The following is an 18457-nucleotide window of genomic DNA, read 5'->3' as shown; positions in this document are numbered from 1 at the left end:
CGTCAGGCGACCGGGACGGCTTCGGCCCTGCGTTCCCTGATCCATGCATCAAGGGATGCGGTGTTCATCGGCCGGCCAAAGTAATAACCCTGTATGACATCGCAATCGATATCGCGCAGCTGGGCGCATTGCGCGGCTTCTTCCACGCCTTCGGCAATGACGGTCATGCCCAGCGTGTGCCCGATGCGGATGATGGCGGTCACCACCTGACGCACATTGCCGGTGCTGCCGAAGCCGTTCATGAAGCTGCGGTCGATCTTGACCTCGCTTATGGGCAGGCTGGCCAGGTTGGACAGGCTGGAATAGCCGGTACCGAAATCATCCATCGACAGCCCGATGCCAAGGTTGCGGATGGCGGTCGCGGTGTTCACCGTCTGGTCGAAATTCTCGATCATGGCGGTTTCGGTCAGTTCAACGATCAGCCGTTCCGGCGGCACGCCGGTCTGGTGCAGGATGGTCGCCAGTTGTGATACCAGATCGGGATCCTGAAACTGGATGGCGGACAGGTTGACCGATACGGTCGGTACGGGAATGTCGTGTGCGATCCATTCGGCCATCTGTTCGCATGCGACCCGCAGCGACCATACGCCAAGGGCGCGGATCTGTCCGGTTTCCTCGGCCACGGGAATGAACCGCCCTGGCGACACCATGCCCAGAACCGGGTCATCCCAGCGCGACAGGGCTTCCACGCCATGCAGTTCGCCCGTATGCAGGTTGACCTGTGGCTGGTAAACCAGTGTCAGGCGGTTGTCGGCTATGGCTTCACGCAGGGCGGAGGCCAGGATGACATGGTCATCCGCCTGCCGGTTCATGGATGGGTGGAAAAAGCGGTAACAGCATCGTCCCGCCTTCTTGGCCTGCGCCAGCGCGGTGTAGGCCTGGCGCAGGGACTCTTCCACATCCTGCCCCTCACCGTGGTGGGTGCTTATGCCGATGCTGCCGGAAATGCTGACGGGAATGCCGTCAACGGTAAACGGCTCTTCAAGGTTATGGATGATCCGTTCGGCCAGAAGGGTGACATCGGGCGCGTTTTCTTCCGTCAGGACAACGAATTCATCGCCTTCTGTGCGCACCAGCACATCGCGTCCCACCATGCCGTTGCGCAGGCGGGCGGCCAGTTCCAGCAGAAGCTGGTCAGCACGGCCCTGTCCCAGCGCCTGCACGATCTTGCGAAAGCGGTCGAGGTCGATGACCATGATGCTGAGGGGCGCTGTCGATGGCCGGGTGGACAGTTCCTGCATGCGGCGGTTGAGCCACATGCGGTTGGGCAGGCTGGTCAGCCGGTCGGTGTAGGACAGGCGGATGATTGAATCCCGGCTGCGCTGCTGTTCAATCGCCAGCATGGCCAGATGCACGCAGGCCCCGACAATGCGCCGGTGCCATGCCCCCGGTTGCCCCGGTGCGCGGAAATACAGCGAGAAGCTGCCCGCCACATCCCCATTGCGCAGGATGATGGGGACTGCCCATTCCGCAACGATCCCGTGCTGGCCTGCCACGTCACGCAGGGCGGGCCAGCGGGTCTCGGTCTTGAAGTCGGGCACGACCACGTCCTGCGCCGTGACGATTGCGGTACCGCAGGCCCCGCCGGCGGTACTGGCTTCCAGCCCGTCGAAAGCCTGCAATACCGGCATGGGCAGCGCGCCGTGCCCGCCCGTGCGCAGGACACCACCCGTGCCCAGCATGACCACCGCCATGCAGTCCGGCGCGATCAGTTCGATACGGCGGCACATGAAGTCCAGCATTTCGCGCAACGAAAGCTGGTCCGTCAGCGCTTCCACCACGTCGCGCTGCAGTTCGCGCAACTGCCGGTCATGGGTAATGTCGTGCAGGATGACGATAATATCCGCAAGCTGCCCATCGGCCCCGTAATGCGGGGTTACCGCACAGCGCAGCCACAGGTCCTTGCCCTGTTTTCCACGGGTATGGATATCCTGTTCAAACCCCGTGCGCCGCGCCAGATTCCGCCGGAACTGCCGCAGGGTGGCGATATCGCTTTCCCCTCCCGAAAGTAGCGTGCCGAACGGGGCATCGTGCAGGGCGGCGGGCTCCATCCCCAGCAGGTCGGTCAGGGCGCGGTTGGCGTGGGTGATGCGGTATTGTGGATCAAGGACCAGAATGCCCCGGTCCGTCGCCTGCACGATCAGGGCGCTGATTTCAGCGTCCTCGCGTGTCTGTTCTTCTTCCGTGCGGTCAAGCAGGGCCACCAGTTCGTACAGGCCGCCATCCCAGCTTATGCTTTCACGGTACAGGCGTACGGGCATGCCCAGACCGTCCTTGCGGCGCAGGGTGGTGCAACCGTCCTGCGTCGTGGGCATGGCCAGCGTGGCCGTGGCATCGACAGCCCTGTCGGGAAAGAGGCGGCCCAGGCGCGTTTCTGCCAGATCCGTGGCGTTATAGCCGGTCAGGGCACAGGCGCGCGGGTTACCGTACACAATGCGACCCGAGACATCCGCCATCATCACGGCCATGGGCAGCTTTTCCAGCAGGGGGGAGGAAATCCGTGTGATGTCCGGCATGATCGCGTCTTTCACAATATAAAGGGTCATCATGCCCCAGACAGGAAAGGGCTGTCGGGGGCATGCACTACCGTTGGGCAGGGGCAATGAAATGTTATTTTATTATTGACTATATTGCGGCAGTTTTATGGTCTGCCGTCCCAACCTCATTACATGGAAAAGGGACGTATTGACTGTCATGATCGGCCCTGTGGAGACAGCGTGGCGTCAACGGGACCGGTCAGTATTCCGGTTTTTCTCCCTTGGCCGGGATGGAGGGCTGCGTGCCCGGCGTCAGGGCATAGGTCAGTAGCACGACGGTCTGTGTGTCGCCGCTTTCCCCACGATGGGTGTCGTTCACGGATTCAGCGAACGCTTCGCCCTGATGAAAAGTTTCCGTCTTTCCACTGTCGCGGTCATGGATCGTCAGTTGCCCCTGCAGCACATAACCGGCATTGGGCACGGGGTGGGTATGCCATGGCAGGGCGGTATGGGCGGGAATGGTCAGCCGGATCATCATCAGTTCCGGCTGGGTGGCGGGGTATTTTTCATAGGCCACGCCATTCCATGACTTCGTGGCCTGCAGCAGGATGTCGCGGTGCCCGGATGCGACCGTCTGCGCATGGGCGGATGGGGCGACAATAGGTGCAAGCACAAGGCAGGCGGCCAGCGCAGGTATTGATCCGTGCATCTTCCCTCTTTCCGGTCTGTCATCGTTATTACAGGACATAGCGCCTGATGGCCGGATGCGGTTCCATGACTGTGGACCCTCACATGATATTGAGGGGATAAGGTATGGCAGGGCATGAAGCCGGATGGTTCGGGTTCTGCCGGGACGTGCGGGACTGTATCTACCGGATATCGTCATTCCACAGGCAGTGTCTGGTAAAGATTTTTGAAAACAGGCGAATCCAGAAACTTTTATTTTTCATCATTCAGTTGTTTCAGCCCATTTCTGACAGGCCCTCGTTCCAACACCATGCGGGCAACACTATTGCCATAAACAATTCGGCGTGCTGGCGGCCTGAATGACGGATCCTGCACTGTCACGACCTGTCTGCGGTTCTTCCGCAGGGCATGGGCACCATTATTCTGAAATTCCCTTGCGCGGCATATTTTATGGAAAATGGCGCAAAGTGACACATCTTTGGCGTGAACTGTCGTTTCGGTAAGCGAATGTCACATCCTAAGATAGCTTCCGGAATGACAGCGTGGCGTAAGTGGGAGACACATTCGACAGAACTGTAAAAGTTCCATTTCATGATACCGGACAGGGGAAATGTGGCGGTGCATGTAATGGCTGCGTCCATATTGTTCCGAAATAACAATGATATGGCGCTGGACCGTCGCATGATGGCGTGCACACCGAAGTGATATTTTCCCGATACAGGCAGGAGCAAAAAACATGAACAGGACAGGTTTTTTCTCGGATGAAGCATGTTTCTGGCATATATCGCAGCCCCATGTCGGGATTCTGCCTGTGGGTGGGTGGGTACAGCCTTCGGCCAGTTCCAGCCTGCCCGAATCTCCGGACAGCAAGAGACGGCTGAAAAGCCTTCTGGACATGTCGGGTCTGCTGGGAAAACTGACCAGTCTGAGCGCGCCCAGCGCCGGGGAGGAGGCCCTTCTGCGTATTCACGGCAGCGCCTACCTGGAGAAATTCCGTCGCGTAAGCGAAGCGGGTGGCGGCGTCATGGGGCCGGAGGCCAGTTGCGGAAAAGGAAGCTACGACTACGCCCGCAAATCGACCGGACTGGTCATGTGCGCGGTTGACATGGTTCTTTCGGGCGATCTGGACAATGCCTACGCGCTCAGTCGTCCACCGGGGCACCACTGCCTTCCTGACGAGGGCATGGGCTTCTGCTTCCTGGCCAATATTCCCGTCGCCATAGAAGAGGCCAGACGCGTTCACAAGCTTTCCCGTGTTGCTGTCGTGGATTGGGACGTGCATCATGGCAACGGCACCGAAGCGATTTTCTATGATCGCCCGGATGTGCTGACAATTTCCATTCATCAGGAAAACTGTTACCCGACGGGGTCCGGCCATCCGGACCGCCGGGGGGACGGCGCGGGTGAAGGCTATAACATCAATATCCCGCTGCTGCCGGGTGGTGGACATGACGCCTATGTCGGCGCCATGGAAAAGATTGTCGTTCCCGCGCTGAAGGCCTACCAGCCCGAACTGATCATTGTTGCCTGCGGATATGACGCCAACGCTTTCGATCCGCTGGCACGCATGATGCTGCCCTCACAGACATACCGTTATCTGATATCGCGCGTGATGGACGTGGCGGGCGAAGTCTGCGGCGGCAAGGTCGTGGCCGCGCATGAAGGCGGATATTCCGAAGCATATGTTCCTTTCTGCGGGCATGCCCTGATCGAGACCCTTGCCGGGTGTACAACGGCGGTCAGGGATGAAATCGAGGCATATATTCTGGCGCAGCAGCCAGGACCGCGGTTTATCGCGTTCCAGAATGAACTGCTTGACGAACTTGCGGACATGTTCGGATTTCCTGGCTGATGCAGGGTTTTTCATCTTTGATGGCGCCGGTCCGCTGCATGGCAATGCGTCCCGGACATGCAGGCATCATGTCAACGTGCCGCTGCATGGGCGCGGGTCAGTTCCGGCAACGGCGCGGCCCGGGTGTGCGGACGCCATGATGGTCGCATCATCCCGTCCCGGTCAGTACTGGTTGCCGCTTGCCGCGCTGGTTATTTTCTCGGCCGTTTCCTCCATAATGTCACTCGGTGCGCCTGCGCTTGCCGGTGTGCTGACGCGTGGTTTCCACCTGACATCTGCGGAAGTGGGATTCTATTTTCTGGTTGAACTCGGGTCGGTCAGTCTGGTCAGCATTCCTGCCATCTGGCTTGTTCCCCGAATACGCCTGCGCCGCGCCATGGCGGGTGGTGTGGCGATATTCATAATCTTCAACCTGCTTTCGTGGTGTGCGCCAGACTATACACTCCTGCTGTTTACCCGTGCGGGCGCCGCAGCGGGGGAAGGGTTTGTGATGATCCTGACCATGACCGGAATCTCGCTTCTGCCACGTCAGGAAATGAGCTTCGGATTCTGGGTTGCGGGACAATTGATTCTCAGCGCCATGGTCATTGTCGTCTTCCCTGTTATCGCGGATCATTCTGGCGCGTGCGGTGTGTATGCATTTGTCGGATTGCTGATGATGCTGGCGATACCCTGCGTATTCTGGTTGCCAGACAGGACGCCGGCCGCCCTGCATACAGGAGAGCATACGGGTTTCAGCCTGTCGTCAGGATTGCGGGTGCTTGGTGTCCTGTGTTTCTACCTGGGGCTGAGTGGCGTGTGGACCTTTCTGGAAAAGATTGGCATGGATTCCGGTCTTTCGCGTGGCGCTACCGATCAGTTCATGGCAACGGCGGCATTGTTTGGTATTGCAGGTGGACTGTGTGCTTCCGCCGTGGGTCATTACCTGTCGCGGCGTGCCAGCAGTAGTGCGTATCCGGCGCTGTTGACCGGATACGGCATGATCATTGTTGCGGTTGCGGCGCTGTTGGGTCACATCGGCTGGCCACGCTTCTTTACTGCATCATGCCTGTTCAAATTTGGCTGGACCTTTGTCGTGCCGTTTGTGCTGGCCCGTGTCGCGCAACACGCCGCAGCGATTGAAACCATGGCTATCGTCAACCTTACAATCGGTGCCGGTTTTGCATTCGGGCCAGCGATCAGCGGATATCTTCTGCAGGCCACAGGTCATGATGACGCGCTGATCATGGCGGGGGAATGCCTGATGCTGCTTTCAGCCTTCCTGGTCATGCATCGCAGTTCGGAACAGGGGATGGCTTCCACCAGGGTGAGTGGATAATGGCACTGTTCGTGAATATTTCCGTAACCTTCAGGGAAGAAAGGAAATGACATGGTATCCGTGTCGAGGAAGTCTGTCTTTTTAGGAAAAGACCGATTGTGTCACGCCGGTTGCACACGGGTTTCCAGAGGGGCGCCCTGCCTTTCCCTGTCGGGCATGCCTGGCTGGATCTGACCGTGTGGGCATGGAAAAAAGACAAGTATTGAATCTATCATCAAGACTGCACGAAATTGATGAAGGCCTGTTCTGATCAGGTGGCCTGAAACAGAATTTATTAACATAAGCACGCTGTGTATTCCGTCACATGGTGGAAATGCGGCGCCTGTCCTGATGCGTTATTTTAAAAAATTCGTTGAATATATTAACGTTGCTTTTTAGCAACATAATTCGGAATGATGCTGGAATATGAATATGAATTTTCCTGAATACCATGGATGATTATGAAAAAATCTCTTTATATTCAGATTGTTAATTTTAAATGATTTCGTTTCAGTCTATCCGATCAGTACAGTTTCCGCATTGTGTCGTTCTTTGTACATATGATGTCCGGCCGGAATGCTATATTGTTACTTTAACGAAGTGATTTTGCCATAAGCTGATCATAGGTACAGATCTCACCATGTCGCAGGGTCCGATAGATCCGAATTCATCAGGCATCTGGTAAATTCCGGTTTGGTGTTTTGTATTTTTTGCCGATCGGCTGGATGAATGTTTGTCCCCATGCAGGTAATAAATGAAAAGGTGTGTGGAATGCTGATAAAAAGAAAAAGGAAAGTTTTCCTTCTCGTTTCTGTATCATGCGTTTGCATGACCGCTGACAGGCTTTACGCTGCACCCGTTGCCAGAAGTTCAAAAAGTGACACGGGCACTGTGGCGCAGACACGGGCAGCCCATACAACGGCCCGGCCCCGCGGCCGTGGCAATGCCCAGCGCATGATGGGGGGAAATGAAAGTATTACCGTGCATGCGGGAACGCGCACGGCCAACGGTGTCACCAATACAACGCCCGGCGGGGGGCTGATGATGGCTCAGACCGCACCGCAGACACGTGTTGGTGTAACCCGCGATTTTATCGCCAAGCAGAATACGAACGCCAGTGCGCCAGGCCTGCTGGCCCTGATGCCAGGCTTTGTTTATGCCCGGACAGATCCGTACAGTCTGACATCAGGCCATTACATGGTACGTGGCCTGAATGAATCCGAAGTCGGTTATCTGGTCGATGGCCAGAACCTGATGGATGGGATTTATTATCAGGTCGATCCCATGGCGGCCACGCCGGATTCCGAAAATCTGCAGTCGGTTTCGATCCGCGAGGGGTCATCGGATATTACCAGTCCTGCTTATAATGCCGCTGGCGCCCAGATTGAGATGACGACACGCGACCCGTCGCACAAGATGGGGGGCATGCTGGAAAGCAGCTACGGTAGCTGGAACATGAAAAAGGAATTCGCCCGGTTTGAAACGGGCGATATCGGGCATACAGGTATCAGGGGCTACGTTTCGTATTCCTATAACTATTCCCAGATGTGGGATACGCCCGGTTCATTCAACCGCCACCACATGGATGCAAAATTCGTCAAATCGTGGGGTGATGGCAATTCCGCGGCGCTGAACATAGGATATGGTGAATATACCGCCATTGGCATTACCGGCAACGGGGCGGAAACACCAACAAAATCAGAATTCGAACAGCAGGGCACATCTTCCCTGTACTACAGCCCGACCTATACGCAGCAGGATTTCAAAAACGGCAGTTCCGATTATTACAAGCTTGATGATCTGAAGAGCACCAATCTGATGATCTATGCGCCTATAAAGCTCAAGTTGAACAAGGAACTGACGCTGCACATTACCCCGACCTACCGTGACTGGAGTTTCTGGGATACGTACGGTGAATCCGTCAACAGCACCAACAGTTATTATGGCACCCAGCCAGCGGGCAAGCTGCAGACATTCTATCCCTATGGAAATAACCAGACCGTCCCGGCTGAAGTGGTCGATCCGCAGCACCAGCATACATTGCAGTTGATGGCGAACATAGACTGGAAACGTGGACACAATATTTTGCGATTTGGCGGGATGTACACCTATCTCGACATGCATGAAGACGCCAATTACACGGAAGTCGGGCCAGATGGCCTGCCCGCCAATGGCTGGGGGCGCTATGGCCTGAAGGATGCGAATGGCGATACGCTCAGCCCGTGGAAAATCGGTTATCGCCAGCAGGTCGAGACCATCTATCTGGACGATACCTACAGCTTCCTTCATGATCGCCTGAAAGTCACCGCAGGGTTCAAGGAAGTCATGATCAACCGTCATGTGACCAATGACCTGCCGGGTATTTCAAACAGCCTGGTCGGGGCGAACTACGCCGAACCCCTGCCGCAGGTCGCGATTTCCTACAACATTACCCCGCATGACCAGATTTATGTGAATGGCACCACCAGTTTCAAGGCGCCGGACCGGAGTGAAGCCTATCTGGACATGTGGGACGCCAATCTCAACACCCCGGCGGTGCAGCATACCGCCCACATGAAGCCGGAATATGCGATTGGGGAGGAAATCGGCTATCGCCATAACGGACTGGTGCATATCGCGGCATCGCTGTTCAACTACAACATCACCAATCATGATGTCCTGTCGCAGGGATATGTGAAGGGCTCCCTGGTCAATGTGCCGCTGGAGGTCGGGGGTGAAACAATCCGTGGCGCCCAGCTGGAACTTGCCCTGCGTCCGTGGCACCATTTCAGCCCCTATCTGTCCGGCGCGTTCGTGCATTCGCGCATGGACAGCAATATTGCGGTGGGTGACACTTATGCGCCAACCAAGGGTAAGGATTCGGTCAATACGCCCACATTTACCGGGGCGGTTGGGCTTTCCTATGATAATGGCAGTTTCTTTGCCAATTTCTCACTGAATTATGTCGGTCGGCGGTACACGACCTTCATGAATGATGAATCCATCCCGGGTTACCTGATGGCGGATATGGGGCTGGGTTACCGCATGAAAACGGTCCACGTAAGCAATAAATTTTCACTTGTGCGTCCGCAATTCCAGCTTAACTTCATGAATGTTGGCAACAACGTCTATTATGCCGAAGCTTCGGGACTGGCGGTCAACGCGCATGCCATCCGCGGGGTGAACGGATCAACGATTCAGGGGGCGTCGCCGCGCTACAATATTGGTGGTGGCTTCGCCATGTCCGGCAGCGTTACGGTGGGTTTCTGATCAATAGTTTGCCACGGCGGATCTGATAGGCCTGTCGTGGCCTGTGATACATTGCAAAGGGGTGATTTTGGGAATGGCTGAACTATGTGAACTCTCCGCAAGGGACATGCTGGCTGGCTATCGCGCGGGAACACTCTGCCCCGTTGAAGTGATGCAGGCCGTGCTGGACCGAAGCCGGAGTGTGGAATCAGTTCTTAACCCTTTCTGTTGCATTGATGCCGAAAATGCCCTGGCATCCGCCAGCGTATCCCGGGATATATGGAAAAAAGGTCTTCCGACCCGCCCGCTGGAAGGGGTGCCGGTTTCAATCAAGGATACGGCCATGGTCCGCGGATGGCGCTATGCGCGTGGATCCCGCGTGGCTGAAAATTCGCCTCCCGCAACCATGGATTCCCCATCGGTGGAGCGCCTGCGCCAGGCGGGGGCTGTTCTGTTCGCCTCGACAACGACCTGTGAAGGCGGCTGGAAAGCTGTCACCGACAGTCCGCTTACCGGTATCACGCGTAATCCCCATAATACGGATTTCACGCCCGGCGGCAGCAGTGGCGGGGCAGGCGCATCCATTGCCGTAGGGTGCGGGCCTCTGGCGCTGGGCAGTGATGGGGGCGGGTCCATTCGCGTGCCCTCAAGCTTCAGCGGTATTTTTGGCCTCAAGCCCACCTTTGCCCGCGTGCCCATGTACCCTGTTGGCGCGCATTACACCGACATGTCCCATTTTGGCCCCATGACCCGCAATGTGGCGGATGCCGGCCTGATGCTGTCGGTCATGCAGGGACGTCATCCGCTGGATCCGTTCTCGCTTGATGCCCTGCCGGCCGACAGCTTCCCGATCACGGCACTGTCCCTGTCAGGTCTTCGGATCGGCGTGAGCGAAGATTTCGGCTTCATGGCTGTGGATGAGGAAATTCGTGCAATCTTCCGTACCGTTGTCGATCGTCTGGCGAAGGCGGGGGCGGACATTGTCCCGCTTGATCCGATGGAGGACTGGCGACCGACCTATCGCACCCTGTGGCAGGTTGGCGCGTATGAGGCACAGCGGCATTACACGCCCGAACAACGTGCACTTGTAGACCAGGAATTCCGTGCATGGGGTGACTATGGCAAAAGCATTGCCATGGGCGATTATGCCGATGCCGTCCTGAAACGCATCACCTATCGCCAGATTTGCGCGCGGGTGCATGATACGGTTGATTTTGTCCTGTCCCCCACGGTGTCTGTACTGCCGCTGAAGGCGGGGGCCACCGTGCCTGACGAAAAATATGCTGACTGGCTGGAATGGGCTGGCTTTTCCCTGTTGCATAATATGACCGGGCAGCCTGCTTCTTCCGTTCCAGCCGGCTATTCCACGACTGGTCTGCCGGTGGGGGTCCAGGTTGCGGGAAAGATGCGCGATGATATCGGCGTATTGCGGTTAAGCATGTCCATCGAGGCCTTGATGAGTCAGGATATAAAGAGCGCCAGCCATGTCTATAAAAACATGTCCTGACAGGTAATCTGAAAATCTGAGGGAAGATATGTGTAGGAAAGCAAAGTCAGTCCTGGTATCGGGCATCCTGCCGCTTGTCATGATAACATTTGTTCCTCTGCTCCTTAACAGGACCGGTATTGAGGTGGCTGGCTTTCCTATATCCGTATTCTGGATATTTTCATGTTTTATATTGGTGCCAGGCTGCATGTGGACGGGGTGGGTTTTATTTGAGCAGGAAAAGTAAAATCGCATTATGGAAATCGTAAATTTCTGCCTTGTTATCCTGACGGCCCTGCTGATCGCCTTATGTGCCCGGCTGAGCATAAAAACTTACGACGTAAAGAATTTTTTTGTCGCGTCAGGCCATTTTGGCAGGTTTCTCATATTTTTCCTGATGATCGGGGAAACATACAGTATCGGCAGCGTGCTGGGCTTTCCTGCCGGGGTGTATAGTAAAGGGGAGATGTTTCCCCTGTGGTTTCTGGGGTATATATTACTTTCTTCCTGTATTGGATATTTTATAAATCCAGAAATATTAAAAATTCGTGATGAATATTCATGCGTTACCCTTGCGGATATATTCAGGAAACATTTCGGAAGTTATGTTCTTGAAATAATCGTTGTCATAAATTCCATAATGTTTCTTGTTCCATTCGGTGAATCGCAACTGATTGGTATTCTTGTTGTCACAAAATATATGAAATTTCATATACCCACCATGCTGGTGGCGATCATATCGGGGTTGATGACCCTGTTATGGGTCGTGTTTTCCGGCATACGGGCACCGGCCTATATTTCCATTTTCAAAGACATACTGATGGTTGTCTCGATTGTGATGGGTGGCGTTGCGGCGCTGAACCTCATGGATGTTCCGCAACCGTATCTGGAACATCTGGTCAGTTCGGTCGTGCAGCCTTCCTATCTGAGCGGGTCACAGGATCTGTTCATCGTTTCTACAATACTGTTGCAGGGCGTGGGCTTCTGCGTGGCGCCACAGGCCGTGGCTTTTGTATTTACGGCCCGTTCGGAAGATACGCTGCGGAAGAACCAGATCATCATGCCATTTTATATGCTGATGTTTCCCTTTCTGTATCTCATGTCCATGTATGCGTTGCGTACGCATATGGCGCTGTCCTCGCCAAACGACGTGTTTATGGCAGTGGTCAGCAATACGCTTTCCCCCGGCGCGCAGGGGCTTGTCGCCGGCGGATGTGTTCTTTCCGCATTGGTGATTTTATCAGGCATATGCCTGACCATCGGTCCGCTGGTTTCACGCAATGTACTGCATGCGTCCAGTGGTGAATGGCAAAGCCGTGGCGCCAAGATTGTCATGGCGGTCTACCTGATGCTGTCGATCGCCAGTCTTTCCTTTCTTTCAAAATATATTATTGTCCTCAACAATATCTATTACTTCGGGATATCACAGACGTTTCCGGCCATCATGCTGGTGATTTTCAGGAAGAAGATGCCCGCGTCGCTTGTGGGGACGGGACTGGTCGGTGGTGTGCTGTTCTCGCTGCTGCTGTATTTTTCCAACATAGACACGCTTGGTATCAATCCTGGATTCATTGGCATGATTTTCAATGTATCGGTACTGTATTTCGGGTCGAAATTGATTTCACGCAGGTCGATTTATAAAAGTGTCCAGACTTGATCTACTGTTTTTTATAAATCTGTCAGTTCGACGGAAATGTCATTGGGTATGGAGTAAGGTAAGTCAGAATGACGCAGAATTCTTCTATAGGCCATGGTGACAATGTTTTCATTGACGGACAGGACCTGTGGTCCGACCTTATGGAAACGGCCCGGTTTGGTGGCACCCCCAAGGGTGGCATCCGCCGCCTGACCCTGACGGCGGAAGACAGGCAGGTGCGCGACTGGTTCGTGCGCACCTGCGAGGAACTGGGTTGCACGGTCACGCATGATTCCATGGGCAACCAGTTCGCCCGTCGGGCCGGGCAGGATGACAGCCTGCCGCCCATTACCATTGGCAGTCACCTGGACACCCAGCCGACGGGTGGCAAATTTGATGGTATCCTTGGTGTGCTGGGGGGGCTTGCCGTGCTGCGCGCCCTGCATCGCGCTGGTTACGTTACCCGTCATCCGATTGAACTGATCAACTGGACGAATGAGGAAGGCTCCCGCTTTACCCCGCCCATGATGTGTTCGGGCGTCTTTGCCGGTGTCTTTACCGAACAGGAAGTGCTGGACAAGCGTGACCGGGCCGGACTGCGTTTTGGTGACGAACTGGAGGCGATTGGTTATCGCGGCAGCGAGCCCTGTGGCCAGCACCCCGTCACCGCTTATTTTGAACTGCATATCGAACAGGGACCGATCCTGGAGGCCGAAGAAAAGACCATCGGCATCGTAACGGGCGTGCAGGGCGCACGCTGGTACGAAGTGACGGTAAAGGGCAAGGACGCCCATGCCGGTTCCACCCCCATGCCCATGCGCCATGATGCGCTTCTGGCCGCTGCCCGCATGATCGAGGCCGTCAGCACGGTAGCCCTGTCACACGCGCCGACGGCCGTGGGCACGGTGGGACTGATTGAAAACCGTCCCAACAGCAACAATGTGGTGCCGGGTGAGGTCTTTTTCACCATTGATGTGCGTGACCCTGATGATGCTGTCGTCCAGCAGATGGAGGCGCAGCTTTATGACCTGTTGCCGCAAATAGCGGAACGTAGCGGCGTTGCTCTGGAAATCGTGCGGATATGGGATGCCCCGGCCGTGCATTTTGACCCCGCCTGTATCGGTATGGTCGAGGCCGCGGCACAAGAAAGTGGTTACGGGGCACGGCGTATCGTGTCCGGTCCCGGTCACGATGCCGCTTATATGGCGCGGATCACCCCCACGGCGATGATCTTTGTCCCCTGTCTTGATGGCCTGAGCCATAACGAAGCCGAAAGCATTACGGAAAAAGATGCTGAAGCCGGCGCCAGCATCCTGCTCAAGGCTGTTCTCAAGGCAGATGCCGTCTTTAATAACGCATAGAGACTGTTCGAGATCAATGCGTTGATAAATAAAGAATAAAAACTTTTGGGCGCCGCCTTTTTCAAACAGGTGGCGCTCTTCGAAGCTTTTTTGAAAAAGCTTCACCAAAATTTTTCATAATCTGCCCGATGTTGCAAAGGCTGACTTGTCAGACAGGTTGGGCCCGCTGGCATCCCATCCAGTCCGCTGCGCCAAGCGTTCTGGATCCGGCGTGCAGGCGGGGGCGAACCGGTTGTCAGATCTGTGACTTGGCCGGAGATTCCCGACGAGGAATCAACCATTCCATGCCCGGCAGGAGCAGGCAGGAATGGCCACAAGGTATATCCCGCCATCCCGGATGCGCCTACGCGCCGCGCGCAATCTGGCATGGCATCAGTCCGGGTAATTGATTGCTACTGGCGGAACGTGTGTTCCGGATATCGGATCATGGCCTGTTGGAAAGCCATGCTTTATCATTACGAATTAGCAATATGACTTATAGATAATTTCTTAATTGAAACGGAATCTTGTTGCGCGCCATGGTGTTATCCTATTGCGCCAGAGGGAAGCAACGCGATGGTATCAGCGTCAATGGCACAGGCAGGGGATATCAAAAACGCCTGCCACGACCTTCCCATTATCAGGATGTCGATTGTCACACTGGTTGTGTCACGACTGAAGGACATGGGGCTGAATGTAGAAAGTGCGATGGCGCGTACCCAGATCGAGACCGCGTTGCTGTCACTGCCCCATACAACCATTCATCTCAAGACGTTCGCTTCATTTCTTGAAGATGTGGCATTACGTAATAACAGGCCACTCGTGGGGTTTGAACTCGGGCTTATAACCCGACCGGATGAAATTGGCCCACTGGGTCTGCTGTTTTTACTGGCCCGGACGCTACGCGAAGGCATGATTGCCTACAATGATTTTTTCCCCGCCGTGCAGTCTCACTCCCGGCTGCATCTTTCGGAAAACGCGGAACTGGCGCGGATTTCCTATTGTATTGATCATGCAGGCAGCTGGCCCCGCCGACAGGATACGGAATTTACCCTGGGTACGATTGTCGCCCTGTTGAAGGCACGGTTTGGAGCCCATTGGGTACCATCGGGAATAGAATTTGAACATACGAGTATTGATGGAAGCGCCAAGCTGAAACGATTGCTGGGTTGTGATTTTACGTATGGTTGTACTACGAATTCCGTTCTGTTTCCCAAAAAATACCTTGATATGCGTATGGGAACCGCAAACGATGTCCTGATATCCGTTCTGAAAGATCACCTGAAAAGTCTTGTCGGTCAGTCTGAAGAAACAAATTCGGTGGAAGCAGCAACAATCGATGCCATCGAGTTCTGTGTCGAAATCGGCCAGCCCTGCATGGCCTGCGTGGCGAAACGGCTGGATGTGTCTGTTCGTACATTACAGCGCCGGTTGCAATCGGCCGGTCATTCCTTCCGTTCCCTGCTTGATCATTACCGTAATCTTACCGCGACGCGCCTGGAGGAACTGGGCGCATTGAAGCGCGATGCCATAGCGACACATCTTGGATATGCTGAAAGTACGTCGCTCTCCCGGTCCCGCAGGCGATGGAAGGCTGCATTGAAAGATAAATATCAGTATATTCAATCGGAAGGCGTTTGATAATATATAATACTTATGAATATTATTATTGTTTGATTCTGCCGGAAAACCGTGCAGGAAATTTCAGGCGGGGTATCGCAGGGAATAGCAGGGACTGTTACGGGCGTATACCGGGGAAGACAGGATACGCACCTAACAGAAGAACCAATGGGTGCCCGGGCCTGCAAGACAGAACATCACTCATCTGATCTGACTGATGGGACAGGGGTACATATGGGCATACCGCATGTCGCGAACGAAACGGTGCGGTTGAAACGGAAAACAGACAGATTTCTGAAATGATATTTTTGCATATGAATACATCAGGATATTTTATTCACTAATTTTCTTTATTGAAATATATCCCGATAAACTTACAATACATGGATGCATCATGAATTGTGGCCTGATGCAGTGGTTCCATCATCACGTCAGCATATCAGTATCATTCCCACTTCTTGATGTAGGAATCCTGATTTTGATTCTGTCATATGGCATGGCATTTTTAATGTTACTATAAAATAACAAAATGGTTTGGCGCGTATTTCCCGAATTTCACAACGAAGATGATACAGATGAAGCCGATATGGAAAAAGCGTTTCCTGGCCATCCCTTTCTGCGGTTTCCTGGCCGTAACCTGCCTTGCCGTGCATGAGGGTATTGCGGCCCCGACGTCAACGGACTGGTCCAGTTATGGTGGCAATCAGTTTGAACAGCATTTCAGCCCCCTTGCACAGATCACCCATGACAATGCACACCGTCTGAAACTGGCATGGCATCATGACTTTGACACCAACAGGGGGCAGGAAGGTATCCCGATCGTCGTAGACGTCGTGATGTATGCCAGCAGTAACTGGTCACGTGTCTTTGCACTGGAGGCCGCAACAGGCCGGTTGCTGTGGTCCTATGATCCGCGTGTTCCCGGTGATACGGCGTGGCGGGGGTGTTGTGACACGGTCAATCGTGGCGTGGCGTACTGGCATGGCATGATTTATGTTGGCACGTTTGATGGCCGTCTGGTGGCGCTGGATGCCAGAACGGGCAGGGAAGTCTGGAGTGTCAATACAATCCCGCCCGATGCCATTCTGGGCAAGGCGCGTGCTTACAGTGTTGATGGCGCGCCACGTATTGCCCATGGCAATGTCATTATCGGCAATGGCGGGGCGGAGCTGGGCGCGCGGGGCTTCGTTTCCGCCTTTGATGGCATGACCGGTAAGCTGAAGTGGCGTTTTTTCACGGTACCCAATGTGGATGACGAAGCAGACCATGCCGTGTCCGATCCCGTTCTCCACGACATGGCATGGCCCACATGGTCGCCGACCGAGGCATGGCGTGTGTCGGGCGGCGGGGGCACCGTGTGGGATTCGATCCTGTATGATCCCGTGACCGATCTGGTCTATATTGGCGTGGGTAACGGCTCGCCCTGGAATTACAAATTACGCTCGGACGGGAAGGGGGATAACCTGTTTCTGGGCAGCATTGTCGCCGTGAAACCGGATACGGGTGAATATGTCTGGCATTTTCAGGAAACGCCACGCGACCAGTGGGACTATACATCCACCCAGACGATTACCACGGCCGACCTGCCGGTTGATGGACAGGTCAGGCATGTTATTCTGCATGCCCCGAAAAATGGCTTCTTTTACATGATTGATGCCCGGACGGGACAGTTTCTGTCAGGGCGGAATTATGTATTTGTCAACTGGGCGACAGGTCTGGATCCCCACACGGGTCGGCCCCTGTTTACGCCGGATGCCCTTTATACCCTGACCGGCAGGAACACGAAAATGTATCCCGGTGCGCTGGGCGCCCATAATTTTCCACCCATGGCCTATAGTCCGCTGACCCGTCTGGCCTATATTCCCGCGCAGCAGGTTCCCGAAACCTACCATGCGGACAAGGTGTGGTCCTGGAACCGCAAGGGCTGGAACCTGGGTCTGGATGGCGTGCAGCCAGCGGATATGGCGGATATGAAAGGGTGGACCATCGCATGGGATCCGGTCCTGCAGCAGGAACGTTTCCGCATTGACCATACCGGTCCATGGAACGGCGGCATGCTGGTGACAGGTGGCGATATACTGTTTCAGGGGTTATCTGATGGTACCTTTCATGCCTATGACGCCCTGAATGGACAGGATCTGTTTTCCTTTCCCGCGCAAAGCGGCATCATCGCCACCCCCATGACGTATAGCATTGACGGAATCCAGTACGTAGCGATCGAAGTCGGATGGGGTGGTACCTATCCCCTTTATTTTGGTGGTCCCTACAAACATCTGACAACCACGGGAAACCGATCGCGCCTGCTGGTTTTTGCGCTGGAGGGCAATGACAGGCTGCCCGATCAGGCACCCCATGACTGGTCGCCCGTCAGGCCGCCCGCACGCTTTGACACTGCTGCGGCACAGCGCGGTGCACCGGATTACGCCACCTACTGCATTGGGTGCCACGGGCATGATGTCATGTCTGGCGGTGTCCTGCCCGATCTGCGGTGGTCGGGCGCATTGTCGGACGATACCGGATTTTACAATGTTGTCGGGCGCGGCGCGCTGACCGCCTTTGGCATGGATGAATTCGGATCGGTTCTGTCCCGGCAGAAAATAGAGGATATCCGTCAGTTCATTATCCAGCAGGCCAACCGTTCATGGCACGGGACCACCGACGGAAATTAGGGCAGGCGTGCCGTAAACACGAAAAACGCCGGAAACCCAGCGTTGTGATACCGTATGTGATTGTATGGGAAAGGTAGTTGGTGGAGGGAGTTGGATTCGAACCAACGTAGGCGTACACCAGCGGATTTACAGTCCGCCCCCTTTAGCCACTCGGGCATCCCTCCA

Annotated in this window: 10 protein-coding genes and 1 tRNA gene; 8 read left to right on the top strand and 3 right to left on the bottom strand. The window is 55.1% G+C overall.

The window, feature by feature from the left end; genetic code table 11:
* Positions 1-2: 2 nt before the first annotated feature.
* Together S101446_RS10575 and S101446_RS10570 are read right to left on the bottom strand one after the other, a co-directional pair.
* Positions 3-2549, bottom strand: coding sequence for an EAL domain-containing protein (locus tag S101446_RS10575; protein ID WP_087608330.1), 2547 nt, complete (start codon positions 2547-2549; stop codon positions 3-5).
* A 187-nt stretch (positions 2550-2736) separates the two neighbouring features.
* Positions 2737-3186, bottom strand: coding sequence for a cupin domain-containing protein (locus S101446_RS10570; protein WP_010508740.1), 450 nt, complete (start codon positions 3184-3186; stop codon positions 2737-2739).
* Positions 3187-3900: 714 nt separating this feature from the next.
* Here S101446_RS10570 and S101446_RS10560 point away from each other — a divergent pair.
* The 8 genes from S101446_RS10560 (at position 3901) to S101446_RS10525 (ending at position 18292) form a co-directional block, all read left to right on the top strand.
* Positions 3901-5016, top strand: a complete 1116-nt coding sequence (locus S101446_RS10560; protein ID WP_087608329.1) for a class II histone deacetylase — start codon at positions 3901-3903, stop codon at positions 5014-5016.
* Between the two features lie 136 nt (positions 5017-5152).
* The gene (locus tag S101446_RS10555) at positions 5153-6334 is read left to right on the top strand and encodes an MFS transporter (protein ID WP_244184178.1); all 1182 of its coding nucleotides are present in this window, start codon (positions 5153-5155) and stop codon (positions 6332-6334) included.
* A gap of 933 nt (positions 6335-7267) precedes the next feature.
* Complete coding sequence (locus tag S101446_RS10550) at positions 7268-9562, top strand: TonB-dependent receptor (RefSeq protein WP_244184175.1); 2295 nt, start codon at positions 7268-7270, stop codon at positions 9560-9562.
* Between the two features lie 73 nt (positions 9563-9635).
* Positions 9636-11048: an amidase family protein gene (locus tag S101446_RS10545; RefSeq protein WP_341865145.1), complete on the top strand. Its 1413-nt coding sequence runs from the start codon at positions 9636-9638 to the stop codon at positions 11046-11048.
* Between the two features lie 235 nt (positions 11049-11283).
* Positions 11284-12684, top strand: coding sequence for a sodium:solute symporter family protein (locus S101446_RS10540; protein WP_087608326.1), 1401 nt, complete (start codon positions 11284-11286; stop codon positions 12682-12684).
* Between the two features lie 68 nt (positions 12685-12752).
* A complete protein-coding gene (locus tag S101446_RS10535) occupies positions 12753-14024 on the top strand; it encodes a M20 family metallo-hydrolase (RefSeq protein ID WP_087608325.1) in 1272 nt (423 codons plus the stop codon).
* Between the two features lie 570 nt (positions 14025-14594).
* Positions 14595-15644: an AraC family transcriptional regulator ligand-binding domain-containing protein gene (locus S101446_RS10530; protein WP_087608324.1), complete on the top strand. Its 1050-nt coding sequence runs from the start codon at positions 14595-14597 to the stop codon at positions 15642-15644.
* A 545-nt stretch (positions 15645-16189) separates the two neighbouring features.
* The gene (locus S101446_RS10525) at positions 16190-18292 is read left to right on the top strand and encodes a PQQ-dependent dehydrogenase, methanol/ethanol family (RefSeq protein ID WP_087608323.1); all 2103 of its coding nucleotides are present in this window, start codon (positions 16190-16192) and stop codon (positions 18290-18292) included.
* 78 nt (positions 18293-18370) lie between these two features.
* Here S101446_RS10525 and S101446_RS10520 read toward each other — a convergent pair.
* Positions 18371-18456, bottom strand: a tRNA-Tyr gene (locus tag S101446_RS10520).
* Between the last annotated feature and the right edge of the window lies 1 nt (position 18457).

It is taken from the genome of Komagataeibacter europaeus (assembly GCF_002173515.1).
Lineage (GTDB): Bacteria > Pseudomonadota > Alphaproteobacteria > Acetobacterales > Acetobacteraceae > Komagataeibacter > Komagataeibacter europaeus.
The sequence above is the reverse complement of the archived record's forward strand: the minus strand, read 5'-3'. Positions and strand labels throughout refer to the sequence as shown.